Annotated in this window: 21 protein-coding genes; 8 read left to right on the top strand and 13 right to left on the bottom strand. The window is 68.7% G+C overall.

Annotation, left to right across the window (positions count from 1 at the left end; translation table 11 throughout):
* Positions 1 to 1,703 (bottom strand): type VI secretion system Vgr family protein (locus tag ACPEH1_RS16640; RefSeq protein WP_423716083.1); only part of this gene is annotated, 1,703 nt, incomplete at its 3' end.
* Between the two features lie 350 nt (positions 1,704 to 2,053).
* Between ACPEH1_RS16640 and ACPEH1_RS16635 the strand changes: the two genes are divergently transcribed.
* From ACPEH1_RS16635 to hemF, 6 genes are all read left to right on the top strand, one after another.
* The gene (locus ACPEH1_RS16635; RefSeq protein WP_026070538.1) at positions 2,054 to 4,420 is read left to right on the top strand and encodes an alpha/beta hydrolase family protein; all 2,367 of its coding nucleotides are present in this window, start codon (positions 2,054 to 2,056) and stop codon (positions 4,418 to 4,420) included.
* Positions 4,417 to 4,836 carry an NUDIX hydrolase gene (locus tag ACPEH1_RS16630; RefSeq protein WP_423716082.1) on the top strand — a complete coding sequence of 140 codons (420 nt, stop codon included), beginning with the start codon at positions 4,417 to 4,419 and terminating at the stop codon, positions 4,834 to 4,836. The genes ACPEH1_RS16635 and ACPEH1_RS16630 overlap by 4 nt, the downstream gene beginning before the upstream one ends.
* 29 nt (positions 4,837 to 4,865) lie before the next feature.
* Positions 4,866 to 5,447: a hypothetical protein gene (locus ACPEH1_RS16625; protein WP_262072387.1), complete on the top strand. Its 582-nt coding sequence runs from the start codon at positions 4,866 to 4,868 to the stop codon at positions 5,445 to 5,447.
* On the top strand, positions 5,444 to 5,842 hold the full coding sequence (locus tag ACPEH1_RS16620; RefSeq protein WP_423716081.1) for a hypothetical protein: 399 nt from the start codon (positions 5,444 to 5,446) through the stop codon (positions 5,840 to 5,842). The genes ACPEH1_RS16625 and ACPEH1_RS16620 overlap by 4 nt, the downstream gene beginning before the upstream one ends.
* Positions 5,843 to 5,869: 27 nt before the next feature.
* Entirely contained in the window at positions 5,870 to 7,492 is a 1,623-nt protein-coding gene (locus ACPEH1_RS16615) for a hypothetical protein (protein ID WP_423716080.1), read from the top strand.
* A 63-nt stretch (positions 7,493 to 7,555) separates the two neighbouring features.
* Complete coding sequence (gene hemF, locus ACPEH1_RS16610; RefSeq protein ID WP_136006420.1) at positions 7,556 to 8,452, top strand: oxygen-dependent coproporphyrinogen oxidase; 897 nt, start codon at positions 7,556 to 7,558, stop codon at positions 8,450 to 8,452.
* A 15-nt stretch (positions 8,453 to 8,467) separates the two neighbouring features.
* Here the strand turns inward: hemF and ACPEH1_RS16605 are convergent, their stop codons facing one another.
* Together ACPEH1_RS16605 and polA are read right to left on the bottom strand one after the other, a co-directional pair.
* On the bottom strand, positions 8,468 to 8,947 hold the full coding sequence (locus ACPEH1_RS16605) for a DUF421 domain-containing protein (RefSeq protein WP_017354629.1): 480 nt from the start codon (positions 8,945 to 8,947) through the stop codon (positions 8,468 to 8,470).
* A 375-nt stretch (positions 8,948 to 9,322) separates the two neighbouring features.
* Complete coding sequence (gene polA, locus ACPEH1_RS16600; protein WP_136006423.1) at positions 9,323 to 12,094, bottom strand: DNA polymerase I; 2,772 nt, start codon at positions 12,092 to 12,094, stop codon at positions 9,323 to 9,325.
* Between the two features lie 97 nt (positions 12,095 to 12,191).
* Between polA and ACPEH1_RS16595 the strand changes: the two genes are divergently transcribed.
* Both ACPEH1_RS16595 and ACPEH1_RS16590 read left to right on the top strand, forming a co-directional pair.
* Positions 12,192 to 12,476: a DUF2782 domain-containing protein gene (locus ACPEH1_RS16595; protein WP_017357493.1), complete on the top strand. Its 285-nt coding sequence runs from the start codon at positions 12,192 to 12,194 to the stop codon at positions 12,474 to 12,476.
* Positions 12,477 to 12,510: 34 nt separating this feature from the next.
* On the top strand, positions 12,511 to 12,750 hold the full coding sequence (locus tag ACPEH1_RS16590; RefSeq protein ID WP_017357492.1) for a hypothetical protein: 240 nt from the start codon (positions 12,511 to 12,513) through the stop codon (positions 12,748 to 12,750).
* Positions 12,751 to 12,776: 26 nt separating this feature from the next.
* On the opposite strand, the gene ACPEH1_RS16585 is transcribed toward ACPEH1_RS16590, so the two are convergent.
* The 10 genes from ACPEH1_RS16585 to rpmB form a co-directional block, all read right to left on the bottom strand.
* The gene (locus tag ACPEH1_RS16585) at positions 12,777 to 13,223 is read right to left on the bottom strand and encodes a universal stress protein (protein ID WP_017357491.1); all 447 of its coding nucleotides are present in this window, start codon (positions 13,221 to 13,223) and stop codon (positions 12,777 to 12,779) included.
* Positions 13,224 to 13,297: 74 nt separating this feature from the next.
* A complete protein-coding gene (locus tag ACPEH1_RS16580) occupies positions 13,298 to 13,864 on the bottom strand; it encodes a sugar O-acetyltransferase (RefSeq protein WP_423716079.1) in 567 nt (188 codons plus the stop codon).
* Positions 13,865 to 13,927: 63 nt separating this feature from the next.
* On the bottom strand, positions 13,928 to 14,206 hold the full coding sequence (locus ACPEH1_RS16575; protein ID WP_313160983.1) for a hypothetical protein: 279 nt from the start codon (positions 14,204 to 14,206) through the stop codon (positions 13,928 to 13,930).
* A 152-nt stretch (positions 14,207 to 14,358) separates the two neighbouring features.
* Positions 14,359 to 14,913, bottom strand: coding sequence for a hypothetical protein (locus ACPEH1_RS16570; RefSeq protein WP_017357488.1), 555 nt, complete (start codon positions 14,911 to 14,913; stop codon positions 14,359 to 14,361).
* A gap of 56 nt (positions 14,914 to 14,969) precedes the next feature.
* Positions 14,970 to 15,296 carry a low molecular weight protein tyrosine phosphatase family protein gene (locus ACPEH1_RS16565; protein ID WP_423716078.1) on the bottom strand — a complete coding sequence of 109 codons (327 nt, stop codon included), beginning with the start codon at positions 15,294 to 15,296 and terminating at the stop codon, positions 14,970 to 14,972.
* Between the two features lie 16 nt (positions 15,297 to 15,312).
* A complete protein-coding gene (uvrD, locus tag ACPEH1_RS16560) occupies positions 15,313 to 17,505 on the bottom strand; it encodes a DNA helicase II (protein WP_017357485.1) in 2,193 nt (730 codons plus the stop codon).
* Positions 17,506 to 17,557: 52 nt separating this feature from the next.
* Positions 17,558 to 18,940, bottom strand: coding sequence for an FAD/NAD(P)-binding protein (locus tag ACPEH1_RS16555; RefSeq protein WP_423716077.1), 1,383 nt, complete (start codon positions 18,938 to 18,940; stop codon positions 17,558 to 17,560).
* A gap of 53 nt (positions 18,941 to 18,993) precedes the next feature.
* Positions 18,994 to 20,412 (bottom strand): cardiolipin synthase, encoded by a 1,419-nt coding sequence (cls, locus tag ACPEH1_RS16550; RefSeq protein WP_136006500.1) that lies wholly within the window; start codon positions 20,410 to 20,412, stop codon positions 18,994 to 18,996.
* A 130-nt stretch (positions 20,413 to 20,542) separates the two neighbouring features.
* Positions 20,543 to 20,710, bottom strand: coding sequence for a 50S ribosomal protein L33 (gene rpmG, locus ACPEH1_RS16545; RefSeq protein ID WP_172407465.1), 168 nt, complete (start codon positions 20,708 to 20,710; stop codon positions 20,543 to 20,545).
* Between the two features lie 10 nt (positions 20,711 to 20,720).
* Positions 20,721 to 20,957 carry a 50S ribosomal protein L28 gene (gene rpmB, locus ACPEH1_RS16540; protein ID WP_005411638.1) on the bottom strand — a complete coding sequence of 79 codons (237 nt, stop codon included), beginning with the start codon at positions 20,955 to 20,957 and terminating at the stop codon, positions 20,721 to 20,723.
* Positions 20,958 to 21,025 lie beyond the last annotated feature (68 nt).

Here is a 21,025-nt window from a genome sequence, read left to right as displayed (position 1 = left end):
AGGGCCTGGCTCTTGAAGCCGGTGAACACCGCGCCGTGGTCATTGCCCTCGAACCACGCGGCCGCGTTGCCGGTGGCCTGCGCGCCGCCGCTGGCGACCTGGTTGTGCGAGGCATCGTTCTGGCCGCGGCCGTTGTAGACCGCACCGACCACCACCGGACGGTCGATGTCCCCCTCCAGGAACGCCACCAGTACCTCCTGGCCACGCCGCGGCAACACCACCCCGCCCCAGTTGTCGCCGGCCCACGGGGTCATCACCCGCACCCAGGTCCAGGCACCGCCGTTGGCCGGGGCATTGTCGTCGCCGCCCGGGTGCGCCTGGCCGGTGCTGGACGCACCGCCGCGCTGCCACGGGAACTGCACCTTGATGCGATGGTCGCGGTCGGACTGCAGCGGCTCGCCGTCGCTGACCACGATCGCGCTGAGCGTGCCGGTGATCGACGGGCGCGGATGCAGGCGCACGCCGTGGCCGTCCTCGGTCTGCGGGCGATAGACCACGTCAGCCGGAATCACCACGAAGCGGTTGTCGTAGAAGGTGGAGGTCACCGCCTGCGCGGGTGCGGCGGCGGCCAGCCCGGCCAGTGCGACCGGCAGCGCCAGCGGCGCCTGTGCGACCGGGCCGAGCTGCTGCTCGAGCGCATCGAGGATGTCCGCCTCGAGATTGTTGCGGGCCTGGTGCTGCACCGACAGGCACAGGAAGCTCGTGCCGGCGTCCACACCCGGATGCTGGCCCAACTGGAACTGCGCGCCCGGCACCAGCTGGCGCCAGCTGCCCTGCCCCTCGATGGTGTGCGCGCGCACGCGCAATGCATCCAGATGCTGCTGCGCGCGGCGCTGGCCGCGGGCGCTGTCCTGCCAGCCGTACGGGCCGCTGGTGTCGATGTCCTCGCCGATACCCGACACCTCCGCCGGTACCTCGGCACGCGCGTGGCGCAGGGTGGCGGTGCGGTGATCCCAACTTTGGCGTGACACGGCAGCCGGACACCAGCGCCGTGCCACGCGCCAGTGCCGCACGCTGTCGCTGCGCTCGGTGGCATCGCGGCGGTGGAAGCGCACGGTGCCCAGTCGAGGAACGTCGCCGTGGTGATCGGCCAGCACCAGCGTGTGTGCGCCCAGGCGGGCGTTGCCCGGGTCGCCGGCATGCTCGAACCAGTAGTAGATGCCCTCCTCGGCCAGCAGCCGCTGCAGGAAGCCCAGGTCCGACTCCTGGTACTGCGTGGTCAGGCTGCGCCTGGCGTACTGGCTGCGGTCGGCCAGCGCCCAGCGCCAGGCCGGCACCAGACCGGTGTAGTCGGCGAAGATGTCCTCGACGATCTCCACCACGCGGCGGTCATGGAACACGTAGCTGTCCACGCGCTGGGCCAGAAACGCCAGCCACGGCTGCAGGCGCAGCCGATAGCGCGCCAGACCGCCGTTGCTGCCGAGCCGCTCAACGGCGGTGACGTGCCCGTGGAACGCGCGTGGCGCGCCGGTGGTCTGCATCTGCAGCAGCGCAGGGGTGCCGTACAACTGTTCCAGCGGCAGATCGGCCTCCAGCGACAGCACCAGGACGTCCAGCACGAAACCCGCACCATCGACCTGCTCGATGCCGCTGAACGCCTCGACCGCCCCCAGCCGCGCTCCCAACAGCGTGTCCAGCCGCAGGTGGCGCCGCTCCTGCGTGGCGGCCGCCAGTGCCGCCCGCAGCGCGTATATCCCTTCCATGACCGATCCACTCCTTGTTGGCACGGAGGCTCCAGGCCGCCCGATGGCCGGGCGGGAGTACCCCGCACCGTGCGTCACCGCGTGAATTCTGGGCGGAGGCAGCGGAGTGCCACCATAGGAAAAGTTTGAATAAGCGATTGATGTTTCTATGAAATTTCGAAGATTGATCAACGCGGACTTCGCTCGACGCACGAACGGTGATGGCCAGCGCCGCATCCCCCATCCGCTCCTCCGCGTGGACCCCTGCGCACGCGCGACTTTTCCGATCCTGTCCCCATGACCTGTGGCCCCTTCGGCGGGCCTTGACGGCTGCTACGCTTGCCGGGTTTTCCTCTACGGTGCCGCCCGCAATGCCCAGAACGCTGCCCTTGTCCCTGCTGCTGCTCGCCGCCCTTGGCGGTACCGCCCACGCCGCGCCGACGCCGATCACCATCGAGCAGGCAATGGCCGACCCGGACTGGATCGGCCCGCCGGTCGAGAGCGCGTGGTGGTCCTGGAACAGCCAGCAGGTCGAGTACCAGCTCAAGCGCACAGGCAGCCCGGTCCGCGATACCTTCCGCCAGCCGATCGGCGGTGGCGTGGCGGTGCAGGTCAGCGACGACCAGCGCGGCACGCTGGACGTGGACAGTCCGGTGTACGACAGCGCGCGCCAGCGATCGGTGTTCGTGCGCAACGGCGATGTGTTCCTCCGCGACCTGCGCAGCGGCGCGCTGACCCAGCTGACCCGCAGCACCGAGAAATCCGCTGCGGTGGCGTTCGCCCGCGACGGCGGGGTGATCTGGCGCACCGGCCAGAACTGGTTCCACTGGACCGCCGCCGGGGGCGTGCAGCAGGTGGCCAGCCTGAAGGCCGAGAAGAATCCCGATGACGCGCCCAAGGCCGATGTGCTGCGCGACCAGCAGCTGCGCACCCTGGCCACGCTGCGCAACGACCGCGCGCAGCGCGAGGCGCTCAAGCAGCAGGAAGCGAGCTGGCGCCGCGCCGACAGCACCCGCGCCCCGGGTCCGGTGTACCTGGGCGCCGATGTGGAGATCGTCGACAGCGTGCTGTCGCCGGATGCCCGCACGCTGATCGTGGTGACCAAGCCGAAGAGCTTCGATGAAGGCCGCGGCGGCAAGATGCCCAAGTACGTGACCGAATCGGGCTATGAGGAATTCGAGGACACCCGCACCCGCGTGGGCCGCAACGATCCGGAGCCGCACGCGCTGTGGCTGGTCGATGCCGTGGCCGGCACGGTCAAGCCGCTGTCGCTGGACGGTCTGCCCGGCATCGGCACCGATCCGCTGGCCGCGCTGCGCAAGGCCGCCGGCAAGGACGCATTGAAGGGCAACCGTCCGCTGGAGGTGCTGGCCGGCCCGGGCAGCCCCGGCATCCGCTGGAGCGCCGATGGTCAGCAGGCGGCCATCATGCTGCGTGCCAACGACAACAAGGACCGCTGGATCGTCAGCGTCTCGGCGGCCAGCGCCAGGCTGGAGAATCGCCACCGGCTGACCGACAGCGCGTGGATCAACTGGGGCTTCAACGACTTCGGCTGGTCCAGCGACAACCGCACGCTGTGGCTGCTGTCGGAGGAATCGGGGTATTCACACCTGTACACCCAGCAGGGTACGGCCAAGCCACAGGCGCTGACCCGCGGCTCGTGGGAAACCTCGATGCCGGTGCCCAGCGCCGATGGCCGCGGTTTCTACTTCCTGTGCAACCAGCAGTCGCCCGGCGACTACGAAGTGTGTGCGGTGGACACCGCCAGCCGGCAGGTGCGTGAGCTGACCTCGCTCAACGGTGTGGAAGACTTCTCGCTGTCCCCGGACGGCCAGCAGCTGCTGGTGCGCTACTCCGGTGCCTACCTGCCGGCGCAGGTGGCGGTGGTCCCCACCGCCGGTGGCCAGGCCAGGCTGCTGACCGACACCCGTACGGCCGCCTTCAAGGCGCGCGAGTGGATCCAGCCCAAGCTGGTGCAGGTGCCGTCCAAGCACGGTGCCGGCGTGGTCTGGGCCAAGTACTACGGTCCGGAAACCCCCGAGCCGGGCAAGCAGTATCCGATCGCCATGTTCGTGCACGGTGCCGGCTACCTGCAGAACGTGCACCAGCGCTACCCGGCCTACTTCCGCGAGCAGATGTTCCACAACCTGCTGGTGCAGAAGGGCTACATCGTGCTGGACATGGATTACCGCGGCAGCGAAGGCTACGGCCGCAACTGGCGCACGGCGATCTACCGCAACATGGGCCACCCGGAGCTGGAAGACTACAAGGACGGCCTGGACTGGCTGGTGGACACCAAGCAGGGTGACCGCGCGCATGCCGGCATCTACGGCGGCTCCTATGGCGGCTTCATGACCTTCATGGCGCTGTTCCGCTCGCCGGGCACATTCAAGGCCGGTGCCGCGTTGCGCCCGGTGGTCGACTGGCACCAGTACAACCACGGCTACACCGCCAACATCCTCAACACGCCGGACATCGATCCGGAGGCGTACCGCACGTCGTCGCCGATCGAGTACGCCGATGGCCTGCAGGACCACCTGCTGATCGCCCACGGGATGATGGATGACAACGTGTTCTTCCAGGACTCGGTGAATCTGACCCAGAAGCTGATCGAGCTGCACAAGGACAACTGGACGATCGCGCCGTACCCGCTGGAACGCCACGGCTACGTGCGTCCGGATTCCTGGCTGGACCAGTACAAGCGCATCCTCAAGCTGTTCGAGGAGAACCTGAAGTGAGCCACGACGCGGCGCCGATCGAGATCGTCGCCGCGGTCATCCGCGACACCACCGGCCGCGTACTGGTGGTGCGCAAGCACGGCTCGGACACGTTCATCCAGCCCGGTGGCAAACCCGAGCCGGGTGAGGCGCCGCTGGACGCCCTCGCCCGCGAGCTGCACGAGGAACTGGGCGTGCGGCTGGACGCCGGCAGCGCCTTGCCGCTGGGGGCGTTCGAAGCCTGGGCGGTGAACGAGCCGGGCCGCCGGGTTCGCGCCCGCGCCTGGCAGGTGCGGGTGGCGGGAACGCCGCAGGCACGCGCCGAAATCGCGGAGCTGGCGTGGATTGCAGGCGTACCGCCGCACAATTGCCGCTTGGCACCGTTGAGCGCAGACCATATCCTGCCCGCGGCCGCACGTGCGGTGGCCGCGATCTGACATCGCGGTCTGGTCACCCAGGACACCGGATGTCATTGCCTCCTCCCCATTTACCGCTACGTACACCGCGCGCCGACGACTTCATCGCGCCGATGGCCAAGGCCTCGCTCCTGGTGTGCGCCGCCTCCAGCCTGTGGTTCGCCGTGCAGATGCTCGCGCTGCCGCTGCTGCTGACCGACGCCACGAGGATGGCGTTGTGGGAGAGCGACTGGTGGACCCTGCTGCCTGAGCCGGTAAAGCTGGGCATTGCGCATGCCCAGGCGTTGACCGCGGCGGCCCTGCTGCTCAGCCTGTTCGGCGTGGCTGCCTGCTGGGGGCTGCTGCGTTTCCAGCGCTGGGCCCTGGTGGGTTTCACCTTCCTGCTGGTGCTGACCGCGCTGCTCAATTTCGTGGTGCCGTGGCTGATGGACCTGTTTCTGCAGAACATGCAGGCCGCACTGGCCACCACCGTGCAGACCCCGGATATCCAGGCGCTGCGTGCGTCCCTGCGCGTGCAGCGCGCGATCTGGACCGGCCTGCTCGCGCTGGCGGCGATCGTGTTCTTCGCGCTGCACCTGTGGCTGGTGCAGCGGCTGTGGCGCGCCGACGTGCGCGCGCGGTTCTTTCCGTGATCCGGCGACTGCGGTGGGGGACGGGCGCGCTGGCGTGCCTGCTGGCCGGCAGCGCGCTGGCCGACGCGCAGCACATCCCGTGCGGCCGCTATGTGGTCGGCGAGGACGGACCGGCGCTGGAGGTGGTGGGCAGGGGCACGGTGGTCTACCCCTTCCCGCCCGACGACCCGACCTACTTCCGCCTGGAGCCGGACGGCGCGCACTGGCGCCTGACCGGGCTCGGCGATGGGCGACAGTACCGGATCGACTACGACGCAACCGACCAGACCCTGGTCAACGATGGCCAGCGCTATCGGCTGCGCGAAGCGGCCACCTGCCCCGACTGGACCGCGCCCGCCGAGGACGCAGCGCCGCTTCCCGTGACTCCGGTCGGCAGTGCCGGCCCGGTCCCCTGATCCTTTTTTTTCGTACAGGTACCTCCCATGTCCTTGATTCGTGTACTGGCCACGCTGGCCGGTCTGGCAGCGCCGGTGGCGCTGCTGTCGGCGGCCCCGGCGTCCGCCCCGCCCATCACGCTGCAATGCGGTACCTACCAGGCGGACGACAACCCCACCCGGATCGTCATTGAAAGCCCCATCCAGGGCTACCGCCAGATGCCCGGGAGTGCCCGCGAGCCGTATCTGCTGCGGCGCCTGGGGAAGCAACTGAAGATGGCCGACCCCGATGCCGGGGTGGTGCTGGAGGCGGACATCACCGATGGCGGCCGCAGCCTCGAAGCCGGTTACCTCACGTACCGGCTCAGCGAGCCGGCGCGCTGCAAGCCGCCTGTGCAGTTCCCGGAGAACAGTTGCCGTGCCAGCATCGGTACCTGCCTGGACGACATCCGCATGGCCGACCGCGACGTGCTGCGCCCGTGGTGCGCGGAGGGCGTGCCGGCGGCCTGCAAGGCGCTGCTGTCCAGTTACGAAACCGAGGCGCGCGAAGCCGTCACGCGCGAGGACATCGGCGAGGAGGATCCGGACCTGCAGGAACCGGCATCGTGCAAGCCCGACAGCGGCCAGTACGATGCCGAGGCCTGCAAGGAAGCGGCCAGCATGGCGATGGCCAAGGCATTCGCCGGCATCCTGCTGAGCAGCCAGAAGCCGGCCCCGCTGCCGGCGGCCGCGCTGGACGACGTGACCGCGCTGTGTCGCGCCTACCCGGCCGGCACGTTCTGCCAGGACGTGGCCCAGGCCCTGTGGACCGCCGGGCGCTGGCTGCCGGCCCGTGACGCGCTGCAACTGGCCTGCACCAAGGGCGGCAATCCGGACAGCTGCACCGCAGCTGCGCCGCTGCAGGGCCTGACGGCCGCCGACATGCGGCCGGTCGCCGCCACGTCCCTGCCCTGTGGCCAGTACACGGCCGCCACCGGGCTGATGGACAGCCTGGCCTTCGGCGATGGTGGGCTGGTGCAGATACCGCTCAGTGGCCAGCTGCGCGCACGCCTGGAGGACGGGCAGATCCGCATCCGCCACGACAAGGGTGACGACTTTGTGCTGCAGCCGCTCGCCAACGGCAGCCTGATCGGCGTGGACACCTGGAACCGCTACGCCTACTACACCCGCGAAGGCGCGGCCGGCCAGTGCGCCGCGTCGGTGGTGTTCGTCGAGGTGCCGCTGACCCAGGACTGCCCCACCGGCGGCAGCGAGCGCGGCGCGCAGGCCTGCTGCGATGCCGGCCGCCTGCAGGGCTGCAACGCGATGGGCCATCGCCTGGCGCTGGGCGATCGCTGGGCCGAGGCAGCCCCCTACTACCAGAAGATGTGCACCGCCGGTGTGCGCGAAGGCTGCGAGAACCTGGTCACGGTGTACGAGCACACCGGCGATGAGGCCATTCCCGAATCGATGCAGGCCCTGTGCGCCCGCGATGGCAAGGGCACCCATGTCGCCTGCGATGTGCACGCCACCCGCAACTGGGCGATGCTGCAGTTGTCAGGCAACCTGGAACGGATGGCCGACCGGCTGAGCCGCGAGGAGGACGAGGACACCGGATCGGACGACACCGCCGGTCCCGCGGCGGACGACGCGCCCGCATCGTCCAACCGCAACCGCAAGGGCGGCCGCTGAGCCCCCGGTGCCTGCGGCCTGCCGGCTGCAGGCACCTCGCGCGGCTGCGGTAAAGTACGCGCCATGAATGAATTCGAACGCGTACGCAGCTACCTGACCGACCTGCAGGACCGCATCTGCGCGGCCATCGAGGCCGCCGACGGCCGGGCGCGGTTCACCGAAGACCTCTGGCAGCGTGCCGAGGGCGGCGGTGGCCGTACCCGCATCCTGCGCGATGGCGCGGTGTTCGAGCAGGCCGGCATCGGCTTCTCCGACGTGTCCGGTACCCGCCTGCCGCCCTCGGCCTCGGCCAACCGGCCGGAACTGGCCGGCGCCTCGTGGCGGGCGACCGGGGTATCGCTGGTGTTCCACCCGCTCAATCCCTATTTGCCCACCACGCACGCCAACGTGCGCTACTTCCGCGCCGAGCGCGATGGCGAGGCGGTGGCGTCGTGGTTCGGCGGTGGTTTCGACCTGACCCCGTTCTATCCGTTCGACGAAGACGTGCAGCATTGGCACCGGGTGGCGCACGACCTGTGCGCACCGTTCGGCGACGAGCGCTACGCCGCGCACAAGCGCTGGTGCGACGAATACTTCTTCCTGCGCCACCGCAATGAAACGCGCGGCGTCGGCGGCCTGTTCTTCGACGACCTGCATGGCGACTTCGAGCGCGATTTCGCCTACCTGCGTGCGGTCGGCGACGGCTTCCTGGATGCGTACCTGCCGCTGGTGGCGCGCCGCAAGGCCACGCCCTACGGCGAACGCGAGCGCGAGTTCCAGCTGTACCGGCGCGGCCGCTACGTGGAATTCAACCTGGTCTACGACCGCGGCACGTTGTTCGGCCTGCAGAGCGGCGGTCGCAGCGAAAGCATCCTGATGAGCCTGCCGCCGCGCGCACGCTGGGAGTATGGCTTCCAGCCCGAGAGCGGCAGCGACGAGGCGCGGCTGGCCGATTACCTGGTGCCGCGCGACTGGGTGTGACGCGGCAACCCGAGGCTATGTCTTGTCCTTGGGCACGATGGTGATGTGGCCGTTGATCTCCAGCAGCGCCATCGCCACTTCGCTCACATCGCGACACCCCTGCTGACGCATGGCCGCGTTGAAATCGGCCTGGGTCACCAGTTCCCGTTTCAGCACCGAGGCCAGCAGTTTGCCGTCGCGTGCGATCAGCACCGGCTCGCCTTCGACCAGCGTTTCGATGCGACGGCTGCGCGTACTGAGCCAACCGACCGAATAGTTGATCAGGATCAGCGTCGCCGCCAGCAGCAGACCGCCGCCCAGCGAGGTGTCCTGCCCCAACAGCGCGTTCTGCACCGCGTTGCCGAGCAGCACAATCAGCAGCACGTCGAACGGCGTGATCTGGCCCAGCGCGCGTTTACCGGACAGGCGCACCATGCCCAGCACCACCACGTAGACAACCACCGCGCGCAGGATGAATTCCCACCACGGCATGGCCAAGGCAAACAGATCGCTCATTGCACTCTCCCCGGAACGTGCCGGCAGGATGGGCCAGAGCGCGGGCTGCAGGCAATCGGCAGTTGCGACAGGGGGCCTCCCGGGGCGGCCGTGCGGCTGGCAACGGCCCAAATAAAAAGCCCCGCCGACCAGGGGGAGGTCAGCGGGGCCGGGGAACGGGCGCTTGGGGAGGAGCCCCCGTTCCGAGATCTGCTCCAGGGGATGGGAGAGATCCACAACAGGCGTTGCGCCTGTCGAGGTCTATAAAAGCACCTCGAACATTGATAGTTCGTGAAGGGGCCCAATTAATCCTCGCCGCGTCACGGAAACATTCATCGAAGAGTCAGATTACGGCCGCGTAATGAACAAGTTCATCCTTCTGCGGCCGAAAATCCCTCAGTGCGCCTCATCCCAGTTGTCGCCGACGCCCGCGTCCACCACCAGCGGCACGCGCAGTTCCGCCGCCGAGGACATCAGCGCCACGACCTGGGAACGCAAGGTTTCGAGGAAGCTGCTTTCGGTTTCGAAGACCAGTTCATCGTGTACCTGCAGGATCATCCGGGCCTGGCCGTCCTGGGTCTGCAGCCAGTCATCCACCCGCACCATCGCGCGCTTGATGATGTCCGCCGCCGTACCCTGCATCGGCGCATTGATCGCCGCCCGTTCAGCGCCGGCGCGCAGGCCCTGATTGCGGGCGTTGATGTCGTTCAGATACAGGCGGCGACCGAACAGGGTTTCCACGTAGCCCTGCTCGCGCGCCTGCTGGCGCATGCGCTCCATGAAATCGCGCACGCCCGGATAGCGGCTGAAATACAGCGCGACATAATCCTGGGCCTGGCCACGGTCGATGCCCAGATTGCGCGCCAGGCCGAACGCACTCATGCCGTACATCAGGCCGAAATTGATCGCCTTGGCCGCGCGGCGTTCATTGGGGGTGACCTCGTCGAGCGCACGCCCGAACACTTCGGCCGCCGTTGCGCGATGCACGTCCGCCCCCTGCTCGAACGCACGCACCAGGCCCGGGTCCTCGGACAGGTGGGCCATGATCCGCAGCTCGATCTGCGAGTAGTCGCAGGCCAGCAGCTTGCGCCCCGGCGGCGCCACGAATGCGCGGCGGATGCGGCGACCGTCGTCGGTGCGGATCGGGATGTTCTGCAGGTTCGGGTCGGAGGACGACAACCGCCCGGTGGCCGCACCGGACTGGTGGTAGCTGGTATGGACGCGCCCGGTATCGGGATTGACCATCTCCGGCAGCTTGTCGGTGTAGGTGCTGCGCAGCTTGGCCAGCCCGCGGTACTCCAGGATCACCCGCGGCAGCTCGTGCTGTTCGGCGATGGCCTCCAGCGCCTCTTCGTTGGTGCTTGGCTGGCCCTTGGGGGTCTTCACCAGGGCCGGCAGCTTGAGCTCGTCGAACAGCACGGCCTGCAACTGCTTGGGCGAATCCAGGTTGAAGGTGTGGCCGGCCAGCTCGGTGGCCTTCTGCTGGGCCGCCAGCATGCGCACGCCCAGGTCCTGGCTCTGCCGGCGCAGTTCGGCCATGTCGATGTGCACGCCATTGGCCTCGATGGTGGCCAGCACCGGCACCAGCGGCATTTCGATGTCGCGGTAGACGCTGTACAGCGCCGGCACCGCCAGCAGCTGCGGCTGCAGCGCGTGGTGCAGGCGCAGGGTGATGTCGGCATCTTCGGCGGCGTAGCGGCCGGCTTCATCCAGGCCCACCTGGGAGAACGGGATCTGCTTGGCGCCCTTGCCGGCGACGTCCTCGAACTTGATGGTGGTGTAGCCCAGATAGCGCATCGCCAGCGAATCCATGTCGTGGCGGGTGGCGGTGGAGTTCAGCACGAAGCTCTCGAGCATGGTGTCGTCGTGGTAACCGCGCACCTCGACGCCATGCCGGCGCAGCACGTGCAGATCGTACTTGCCGTGCTGTCCGACCTTCTTCTTGGCCGGGTTCTCCAGCACCGGGCGCAGCGCGGCCAGCACCTGCTCGCGCGGCAGCTGGGCCGGCGCGCCGGGATAGTCGTGGCCCACCGGAATATAGGCCGCCCGGCCGGGCTCGACCGCCAGGCTGATGCCGACCAGATTGGCGCGCATCGCATCGAGCGCGTCGGTTTCGGTGTCGAAGGCGATCAGGTCGGCTGCTTCCGCACGCGCCACCCAGGCGGTGAGCTGTTCGGTGGTGAGCACAGTTTCGTAGTCACCCGGGGCGGACAGCGCCGGGTCGATCGCGGCGTCCGCCTCGGCCGGCGTGCTGCGGGCGAAGCCGGCCGCCGTGCCGCGCAGGCTGACCGGGGCGTCGCTGGCGGCGGCCGGTGCCGGTACCGGCCCGCCCAGCTCCTTCAGCGCCTGGGTGAAGCCGTAGCGCAGGTACAGCTCGCTCAGGGTGGGCACGTCCGGCTCGCGCAGCGGCAGCGTCTGCGGCGTGACGTCCAGCGCCACGTCGGTGCGGATGGTGACCAGCTCGCGGTTGAGTGGCAGGCGCTCGAGCGCCGCGCGCAGGTTGTCGCCGATCTTGCCCTTCATGGTCGCCGCCGCGGCCATCACCCCCTCCAGGTGCTGGTACTCGGCCAGCCATTTGGCAGCGGTCTTGGGGCCGCACTTCTCCACCCCGGGCACGTTGTCGACCGCATCGCCCATCAGCGCCAGCAGGTCGACGATCTGGTCGGCGCGCACGCCAAATTTCTCCATCACCGCCGTGTCCGAGTCCATGCGGCTGCCGGTCATGGTGTTGACCAGTTCGATGCCCGGGCGGACCAGCTGGGCGAAGTCCTTGTCGCCGGTGGAGATGGTGACCTGCAGGCCGTCACGGTGGCCCTGCAGCGCCAGCGTGCCGATCACGTCGTCGGCTTCCACGCCGGGGATGCGCAGGATGCTCAGCCCGAGTGCTTCGACGATGCGGCACATCGGCTCGATCTGCGGGCGCAGGTCATCGGGCATCGGCGGCCGGTTGGCCTTGTAGTCGGCATACAGGTCGTCGCGGAAGGTCTTGCCGGGCGCATCGACCACGAAGGCGACGAACTCTGGGCGCTCCTTCAGCGTGGCGCGCAGCATGTTGACCACGCCGAACAGCGCGCCGGTGGGTTCACCGTGCGCATTGGTCAGCGGCGGGAGCGCGTGGAACGCGCGATACAGGTAACTGGACCCGTCAATCAGGACTAATCGGCTCATGCGACGATTCTACGCGCCCGGCCCGCGCGGTTCGCGGCACCGGGCTCACAACGCATGGGGCATAATCCGGACTCCCCTGTCCAAGGACCTACGGCCCATGAAGATCCTGTTGCTGGCTGCCCTGCTCGCACTGGCTGGCTGCGCTTCCACCGGCGGCGCGGGCGCTCCCCCGGTCGATGTCAGCGGCGCGGACATTTCCAGGCGCACCCTGGACAACGGCGATACCGTCGAGGAATACCGGGTCAGCGGCCAGCTCCGCATGGTCAAGGTAACGCCCTCGCGCGGCCCCGCGTACTACATGTACGACCGCAACGGGGATGGCCGCATGGACAACGACAAGGATGGCGTATCGCCGGTCTACTGGAAGCTCTACAGCTGGTGAGCACCTGCCCTGCCGCTGTCGCCCGCCCCGCCCGATGACCACGCCTGAACGCCGCCAACCGCCGGACCCCGCCCAGCTGCGGGCCGGCCTGACCCCGGAACAGCGGCAGGCGGTGGAGACGCTGGAGCATTTCGGCTGGGTGCTGCGCTTCGTCCGCCGCCCGCTGTTCCGCGACCCGATCCCGGTGCTGTTCGATCGCAGCGGTGAACGCTATGTCGTGCTGCAGCCGGACGGCAGCCTGGACGAATCGCAGACGCTCGCGCTGCGCCCGTAGTGCCGGCCGCTGGCCGGCACCACGCCTCAGCGGATGACCAGCACCGGTACGGTACTGCGCGCCAGCACTTCGGCGGTCTGGCTGCCGAGCAGCACCCGGGTGACGCCGCGACGGCCGTGCGAGGTCATTACGATCAGGTCGCTGCCACGCTCGGTGGCGGTGTCGATGATGCCGTCGGCCGCGTAGCGGTCGAGCACATGCACGGTGTTCGCGCGCAGTCCCTGTGCATCGGCGGTCGCCTTGGCCGGGGCCAGCACCTTCTGCGCGGTCTCTTCGCGGTCGGCCTTGTACTCGGGGCTGTTCATATACCCCACGCTCCAGCCCATCGCGTCGTACATGCCCACCGCCCAAGGCTCGGACACGGTCACGATGTCGACCTCCGCATTGAGGTCCTTGGCCAGCTCCAGGCCTTTGAGCAGCCCCTTCTCGGCCAGCTCCGAACCATCGGTGGCAATCAGGATTCGCTTGTACATGACAGGGCTCCAGGGAGGGGCAATGGAAGGGACACCATTGCACACCCGGTGTGGAGATCATGCCTTGAGCAGGATCAATCCCCGTGCGGGCGCGCCACCACGCGCGCCGGATTGCCGACCACGGTGGCCCCGGCAGGAACGTCGCGGGTCACCACGCTGCCGGCGCCAACCACGGCGTCATCACCGATCTCCACGCCAGGCAGCAGGATGGCACCGCCCCCGATCCACACATTGCGCCCGATCCGTACCGGCCGTGCCGATTCCAGCCCGGCGGCGCGCTGCTGCGGATCGCGTGGATGGTCGGCGGCGTAGATCTGCACGGCCGGCCCGATCTGGGTGCCATCGCCGATGTGGACCTCGGCCACGTCGAGGATCACGCAGTTGTAGTTGAGGAACACATCGCGGCCCAGATGGATGTGGCTGCCATAGTCACAGTGGAACGGCGGACGGATCACCGCGCCCTCGCCGACCGCGCCCAGACGCTCGCGCAGCAGCTCGCGACGTACCGCCGGCGAGGCCGCCAGGGCCGCGTTGTAGCGCACCATCCACGCTTTGGCTGCCGCCATGTCGGCCTGCAGCACCGGGTCGCCCGGCCGATAGGGTTGGCCGGACAGCATCTTGTCCTTCTCAGTCAGGGGCATGGCAGTTCCTCAGGGTAGACAGCCGATGATGCACTGCCCGGCCACGTTCCGGGGATGCCGCCGTCAGGCCGCGTGCCGTGCGCGCGGCCCCCCCCCCGGCCGCGCCGCCAGAACGGCGGCGACCGCGACCGCCGCCGCCGTCGCCCAGAAGGGCCACGTCGCCAGCGCGGCACACAACCCGGTGGGCTGCGCCTCACAGCGCAGGCGTACCAGGTCCAGGCCACCGCCGCCCTCCAGGCAGGCATAGGCATGCTGGAACAGGGCCAGCACCGGTGCACCCCAGTCGGCCGACAGCGTCAGCGCGACCAGGACGGCAAGCAGGTACGGGATTCCCTTGTTCATATGCGCGCTCCCAGCGGACAGCGCCAGACTCTGGGCGCGCGCCGGGACCCGGGCAAGCGGCACGCGACGAAGCGCGTGAAATCCGGGATGAGCCGGGGGCGGGGGCGGATGAAGCGGGGGGGTTGGGATGATGAAAGGGGGGAACGCGCCGGTCAGGCGATCCGCACCACGCGCGCGCCCTGGCACAGCGGATAGCTGGCGAGCAGATCGGCAATGCGGTCGCGCAGTGTGTCGAAGCTGGCGCCGTACAGATACAGCGCTGTTTCGCTCGGCCCCTGCCACCAGCTGCAGATTTCACCGTGGCCGTCGATGCGCTCGACGATCTGGTCGAACACATAGTTCGAATCGCACTGCTCGTAGACCTCGTCCGGCAGATTCACGCCATCCAGGTACAGCCCCAGGCCTTCGGTGATGCCAAACGGCAGATCGTCCTCACCGTCACGCTGGATCAGCGACCCCTTCGGCGCGCCGAGCTGCTCGAGCAGTTCGATCACCTGCGGCAGTGCGGCGGCGTCGTGCAGCTGGATCTCCAGGTCGCCGTACTCGACCTCCCCGTCCTCGGACAGCGCCGTGCCGCCGCCCAGGATTTCGCCGATGCCGACGCCCTCGAGCATCGCATCGAGCGGATCTTCGAACAGCTGCAGCCGATGCTCGGGCTGGAGCCGGGCATTCAGCTTGACGTTGATGTGCAGCGGCGAATCGGTCATGGGGGCGATCTACGCAAAAAGAGCCCCCATTGTAGTGCCGGCCACTGGACGGCTGCTCAGCGCAGAAGCGGCGGCACCTTGCGCTCCAGCAGTTCCACCCGTGCCGGCTGCATGAAGTCGTAATCGTCGGGAATATCCAGGCACACCACCCGCTTGCCCCCCAGCCATGACCGCAACCGGCTGGACAGACGGCTGCGGTGCGCGCGCTCCATCACCACGATCAGATCGGCCCACTGCAGCAGTTCCGGACTGACCGGCACGTCGGCATCCGGCTTGAGACCGGCCGATGCGGTCTCGATGCCGGGCCAATCGGCAAACACCTGCTCAGCTGTCGGGCTGCGCAGGCGGTTCTGGCTGCAGATGAAGAGAATGTGGCGCGTCATCCGTGGCGCGCCCTCCTTACAGCACCGTCAGGTTGGCGTACGCCATCACCAGCCACTTGCTGCCGGCCTCGGCAAATTCCACCTGCACGCGTGCGTGCTGGCCGCTGCCTTCGTAGTCGGTGACCATGCCTTCGCCAAAGCGGGCGTGGGAAACCATCGCGCCCAGCTTGAGCGGCGGCGCTTCCAGCGCGGCGTGGCCCATCACACGGTTGGCACCGAGCGAGGCGCTGCGCGAGACCTGCACCTTGGGGCGCACTTCGTTGAGCAGCTCGCGCGGGATCTCGCGCAGGAAGCGCGAGGGCACGTTGTAGTTGTCCTGGCCGTGGATGCGCCGCGATTCGGCGTAGCTGAGCACCAGCTTCTGACGCGCGCGGGTGATGCCCACGTAGGCCAGGCGGCGCTCTTCTTCCAGCCGGCCGCTTTCTTCCAGCGAACGTGCGCTCGGGAACAGGCCGTCTTCCATGCCGGCCAGGAACACGATGGGGAACTCCAGGCCCTTGGCCGAGTGCAGGGTCATCAGCTGCACGCCCTCCTCGCCCGCCTGCGCCTGGCCTTCGCCGGCCTCCAGCGAGGCGTAGGACAGGAAGGCAACCAGCTCGCTCATCGTTTCGCCGGTTTCTTCGATGTCGTCCTCGCGGCGCACGAAGCGCGAGGCCACCGACACCAGTTCGTCCAGGTTGTCCGCACGCGATTCCGAATCCAGCGCGTTGCGGCTTTCCTTTGACCAGTGCTCGCGCAGGCCCGAGCGCACCAGCACGTGGTCGATGCGTTCAGCCAGGGTCATCTCGCCGGCTTCGCCGTGCAACTGGTTGACCAGGGTCAGGAACCCGGCCAACGCGTTGCGCGCGCGCGCAGCCAGGGCGTCGCCCTGCGTGGTCAGCATGGTGGCTTCCCACAGTGAGATTGCCTGGGTGCGCGCCAGCCGGCGCACTTCGTCCAGGGTGCGGTCGCCGATGCCACGCGTGGGCGTGTTGACCGCCCGTTCGAATGCGGCGTCATCGTTGCGGTTGGTCATCAACCGCAGGTAGGCCAGCGCATCCTTGATTTCGGCGCGCTCGAAGAAGCGCATGCCACCGTACACCCGGTACGGCACCTGCTCGGACAGCAGCGCTTCTTCGAACGCGCGCGACTGCGCGTTGCTGCGATAGAGCACGGCGGCATCGCCGTAGCTGCCACCATCGCGCACCCACTGCCGCGCGCGCTCGACCACGTAACGCGCCTCGTCCATTTCGTTGTAGGCGGCGTACAGATCGATCGGCTCGCCATCGCCGCTGTCGGTCCACAGCTCCTTGCCGATCCGGTCCGGGTTGTGCGCGATCACCGCATTGGCAGCGCCGAGGATGTTGGCGCTGGACCGGTAGTTCTGCTCCAGGCGCACGGTCTGCGCGCCGGGGAAGTCCTTCAGGAAGCGCTGTACGTTCTCGACCTTGGCACCGCGCCAGCCGTAGATGGCCTGGTCGTCGTCGCCGACCACGAACACGTGGCCGCTGTCGCCGGCCAGCACGCGCACGAAGGCGTACTGGATGGCATTGGTGTCCTGGAACTCGTCGACGAGGATCTCGCGGAAGCGCGAGCGGTAGTGGGCCAACAGTGCCGGGTTGTCGCGCAGCAGTTCATGTGCGCGCAGCAGCAGCTCGGCGAAGTCGACGAGCCCGGCACGGTCGCAGCGCTCCTGGTAGGCGGCGTAGGCCTGGCGCATGGTTTCCAGCCAGGCGTCATGCGGCTCGGGCTGGATGTGCTGCGGCCGACGGCCTTCGTCCTTCTGCTCGTTGATCCACCAGGCGATCTGCTTGGGCGGGAACTTGCCGTCGTCGATCTCCAGCTGCTGCACGACCCGCTTGACCAGGCGCAGCTGGTCGTCCGAATCGAGCACCTGGAAGCTGTCGGGCAGCTTGGCGTCCTGGTAGTGCAGCCGCAGCAGGCGGTGCGCCAGGCCGTGGAAGGTACCGATCCACGCGCCGCGGCTGCCCTGCGGCAGCTGCAGGTCGATGCGGTGACGCATCTCACCGGCAGCCTTGTTGGTGAAGGTCACCGCAAAAATGCCGTGGGTCGGCACGCCGCAGACTTCATTGAGCCAGGCGATGCGGTGGATAAGCACGCGGGTCTTGCCGGAACCGGCACCGGCAAGCACCAGATGGTGGCCGGGCGGCGCGGACACAGCTTCGCGCTGGGCGGGGTTGAGCCCGTCGAGCAAGTGGGAGACATCCATGCCCCATTTTACCCCGTGCAGCGTGCGGCGACCGCCACCGCCTGCAACCGGTTCAGCCCAGCGCGGCGCGTGCCGCCTGCTGGGCCTGGCCGCGCAGTTCGGGAATGGCCAGGCTTTCCCAGAGCGTGCCGATGCGCAGGCTGCCGACCACCTGCACCCCGGCCTGGGGTTGGCCCGCCGCATCCAGCAACTGCCCCCGCTCCACCGAGGTATCCACCCCCAGGCCGTGCGGACCCGGGCGTGCGTGGCCATCGGCGAGCAACTGCCGCACCAGCGGATTGCGCATGGCGGTGGCGCGGGTTTCCACGCCGGTGGCGTTGATCAGTACGTCCACGTTCAATGGCGGCAGCACGCCGGCGGCATCGTGTGCGTGCACCTGCAGGGAGCCGTCCAGCACCCGCACGGCGTCCAGGCGGGCCCGATGGCGCTGCAGCTGGCCGGACTGCTCCAGTGCGGCGACCTGCGCCTCCACCGGCTCGGCGATGCGATGGCGATGCACATCCCAGTACCGCACCACGTGGCGCAGGAAACGGCGCTGGTCGACCGCATCCAGCCCCTGCCACAACGCCTGGCCCAGCGGGCGGATGCGGTCCATCACCGCCTGCCAGGGCAGCCCCTGGCTGACGGCACTGCGGGCGTGCACGCGCAGCGCGCGCAGCGCCTGGCGCAGCGGCATGCCCGGCAGCGGCTGCGGATCGAAGGTCGCCGCGCCGCCGTGCGCATGCGGCAACGGCAGCAGTGCATGGCGCGACAGCACATGGATGCGCCCGCGGTGACCGGCGTTGGCCAGCGCGACCACGCTGTCGGCCATGCTCAGGCCGGAACCGATGATGGCCACGTCGCCGGCGCCGGCCAGCAGGCGCACACCGTCGTAATCCCACGCATCGACCACCTTTCCCGGGGGCAGCGCCTCGGCGCCGGGCACCGGCAACGGCCGCATGCTGTTGCCACAGGCCAGCACCACCTGGCGCGCCTGCCAGTGATCGCCGTTGGCCAGCGACAGCCGCTGTACGGCGTTGCCCGGATGCAGGCCAAGGACGGCCTCATGCACGACCTGCAGCCGGGCCGGGCTGTCGGCCTGTGCCTGCTCCAGGCGCGCCTGCAGGTAGGCGGCGTACATGCGCCGCGGCACGTATGCTGCCGCCAGTGCGTCACGGTCCAGGGTCGGGAACGCCTCGATCTGCAGGAGATATGCCAGGAAGTCATCGGAGGCGTCGGGCAGGCCGCTCATCCTGCCGACCGGCACGTTGAGCAGATGGTCCGGCCATGCCGTGGCATAGGCGATGCCCTGGGCCAGCACCGAGGCCGGCTCGAACAGGACGATCTGGGCAGCGCCGGTGGCGGAGCGCAGCGCGTGCAGCGCGACCAGCACGCCGGCCGCACCACCGCCGACGATGGCCAGGTCGCACTGGCGGGAAGTTTCGGTGGCAGTCATGCAGCGATTGTAGGCGATGCGCGCGACCGCCTCCGTCGGACGCCGCCGCAGCGCTACATCAGCGCGTCGGCCAGCCGGGCGATGCCTTCGCGGCTGCGTCGCCATGCCGGCCGGCCGCGCCAGGTTTTCAGGTCGAGCTGGCGCGACTGCAGCAGGTAGTCGTTCTCGATGCGCAGCAGCTGCGCCACGATGCCGGCGTCGTAGCAGAGCATGCCGATCTCGGCGTTGAGGGCGAACGAGCGGATGTCCAGGTTGATCGAGCCGACCAGCGCGATGTCCTCGTCCACGGTCAGGTGCTTGGCATGCAGGAAACTGGGCTCGTACAGGGCGATGCGCACACCGCAGCGCAGCAGTTCGTCGTAGTACGCCTCCTGCGCCCAGGCGGTCAGCCGCTGGTTGCTGCTGGCCGACAGGATCAGCTGCACCTGCACGCCGGACAGCGCGGCGATGCGCAGTGCACTGAGGGTGGCCTCGTCAGGCACGAAGTACGGCGTGACCAGCACGATGCGCCGGCGGGCCAGGTGGATCAACGCATTGACCGCGTCGCGCGCGTTGCTGAAGGGATAGGCCGGGCCGCTGGGCAGCAGCTGGGTGGCCACGTCGGCCGAGCACACCGGCACGGCGGTCAACACGTCCAGGCGCTGGCCGGTTTCCATGTACCAGTCGCTGGCAAATACCGCTTCCAGATGGGCCACGGCCGGACCGCGCACCCGCGCCACCAGTTCCCTGTTGGGGAAACCGGGCACGAACTGCGGCTGGGCCAGGTTCTGCGAACCGATGTAGCCGACCCGGTTGTCGATCACCGCGATCTTGCGATGGTTGCGCAGGTCCATGCGCCCGCTGCGCCGCCAGCGCAGCCCACCGGGCAGCATCGCGCGCACGTCCACGCCGAGCGCCTGCAGCCGATGGCGGTAGCGGCGCAGGCCGCGCTTGGCGCCCACCGCATCGAGCAGCAGCCGGCAATGCACGCCGCGCGCGGCCGCGCGTTGCAGCGCCTGCACGATCGCCTCGCCGACCGCATCGTCGAACATCAGGTAGTACAGCAGGTGCACGCGGTCGCGGGCCTGGTCGATATCGGCGATGAGCGCCTGCAGGGAGGCGTCGTAGTCGCTGAGCAGTTCAACCGCGTTGCCGTGGATGGGCATGAAGTCGCCCTGGCGCTCGATCAGCGGCACGATCTCGGCGGTGGCCGTGTCCGGCAGCGGCGTCCAGCGCAGCGGCGGTTGCAGGGCCTGTTCCTCGCGGATGACCTGGGAGGCTTCGGCCTGTCGCTGCACGCGCTGCCGCGACAGCCACGGATGGCCGAACAGCAGATACAGGGGCAACCCCAGCAACGGCACGAAGCCGACCAGCAGCAGCCAGCTGCGTGCTGCCCCCGGGGTGGTCCGGGTGGGAATCCAGAACAGCGCCGCCAGCCGGATCAGCCAGTCCAGCATCAACAACCAGGAACCCAGCATCCACTCGAACAGCATCGCGTCGCCCGTCGGGGGTGGAACCGCATTCTGCCACGGCTGCCGTGTGCGGCCGTGGTGGCCGGCCGCCCAACAAAAAACCCGCCTCTCGGCGGGTTCTTCGCGGGACATCAACCAATCCGGTGACGGATTACTTGATCTTGCCTTCCTTGTACAGGACGTGCTTGCGCACGACCGGATCGTACTTCAGGAATTCCATCTTCCCGGGGGTGTTCTTCTTGTTCTTGTCCGTCGTGTAGAAGTGGCCAGTGTTGGCCGTCGAAATCAGACGGATCTTGTCGCGCTTGCCTGCCATGATCGTTTACTCCTCAGACCTTTTCGCCGCGCGCACGCAGCTCAGCCAGAACGGAATCAATGCCGTTCTTGTCGATGGTGCGCAGGGCATGCGCGGAAACACGAAGCTTGACCCAGCGGTTCTCGCTGGCAACCCAGAAGCGGCGCTCGTGCAGGTTGGGCAGGAAACGACGACGGGTCTTGTTGTTGGCGTGCGAGACGTTGTTACCCGTCTGCACTCGCTTGCCGGAAACTTGGCATACGCGGGACATTGCGCACCTCGATGAAAGTAAGTGTCGGCCCATAGCCCGGGCGACGGCGGCCTCGACGGTTTCCCGCC

It is taken from the genome of Stenotrophomonas sp. NPDC077421, assembly GCF_049545505.1.
GTDB lineage: Bacteria > Pseudomonadota > Gammaproteobacteria > Xanthomonadales > Xanthomonadaceae > Stenotrophomonas > Stenotrophomonas nematodicola.
The sequence above is the reverse complement of the archived record's forward strand: the minus strand, read 5'-3'. Positions and strand labels throughout refer to the sequence as shown.

Coding starts and splice junctions, on each gene's coding strand:
- ACPEH1_RS16565 (WP_423716078.1), bottom strand. CDS start 15,296: ATGACGCGCCACATTCTCTTCATCTGCAGCCAGAACCGCCTGCGCAGC.
- ACPEH1_RS16575 (WP_313160983.1), bottom strand. CDS start 14,206: ATGAACAAGGGAATCCCGTACCTGCTTGCCGTCCTGGTCGCGCTGACG.
- ACPEH1_RS16615 (WP_423716080.1), top strand. CDS start 5,870: ATGTCCTTGATTCGTGTACTGGCCACGCTGGCCGGTCTGGCAGCGCCG.
- ACPEH1_RS16570 (WP_017357488.1), bottom strand. CDS start 14,913: ATGACCGATTCGCCGCTGCACATCAACGTCAAGCTGAATGCCCGGCTC.
- ACPEH1_RS16595 (WP_017357493.1), top strand. CDS start 12,192: ATGAAGATCCTGTTGCTGGCTGCCCTGCTCGCACTGGCTGGCTGCGCT.
- ACPEH1_RS16555 (WP_423716077.1), bottom strand. CDS start 18,940: ATGACTGCCACCGAAACTTCCCGCCAGTGCGACCTGGCCATCGTCGGC.
- ACPEH1_RS16635 (WP_026070538.1), top strand. CDS start 2,054: ATGCCCAGAACGCTGCCCTTGTCCCTGCTGCTGCTCGCCGCCCTTGGC.
- cls (WP_136006500.1), bottom strand. CDS start 20,412: ATGCTGTTCGAGTGGATGCTGGGTTCCTGGTTGTTGATGCTGGACTGG.
- ACPEH1_RS16590 (WP_017357492.1), top strand. CDS start 12,511: ATGACCACGCCTGAACGCCGCCAACCGCCGGACCCCGCCCAGCTGCGG.
- ACPEH1_RS16605 (WP_017354629.1), bottom strand. CDS start 8,947: ATGAGCGATCTGTTTGCCTTGGCCATGCCGTGGTGGGAATTCATCCTG.
- rpmB (WP_005411638.1), bottom strand. CDS start 20,957: ATGTCCCGCGTATGCCAAGTTTCCGGCAAGCGAGTGCAGACGGGTAAC.
- ACPEH1_RS16580 (WP_423716079.1), bottom strand. CDS start 13,864: ATGCCCCTGACTGAGAAGGACAAGATGCTGTCCGGCCAACCCTATCGG.
- polA (WP_136006423.1), bottom strand. CDS start 12,094: ATGAGCCGATTAGTCCTGATTGACGGGTCCAGTTACCTGTATCGCGCG.
- ACPEH1_RS16585 (WP_017357491.1), bottom strand. CDS start 13,223: ATGTACAAGCGAATCCTGATTGCCACCGATGGTTCGGAGCTGGCCGAG.
- hemF (WP_136006420.1), top strand. CDS start 7,556: ATGAATGAATTCGAACGCGTACGCAGCTACCTGACCGACCTGCAGGAC.
- uvrD (WP_017357485.1), bottom strand. CDS start 17,505: ATGGATGTCTCCCACTTGCTCGACGGGCTCAACCCCGCCCAGCGCGAA.
- ACPEH1_RS16625 (WP_262072387.1), top strand. CDS start 4,866: ATGTCATTGCCTCCTCCCCATTTACCGCTACGTACACCGCGCGCCGAC.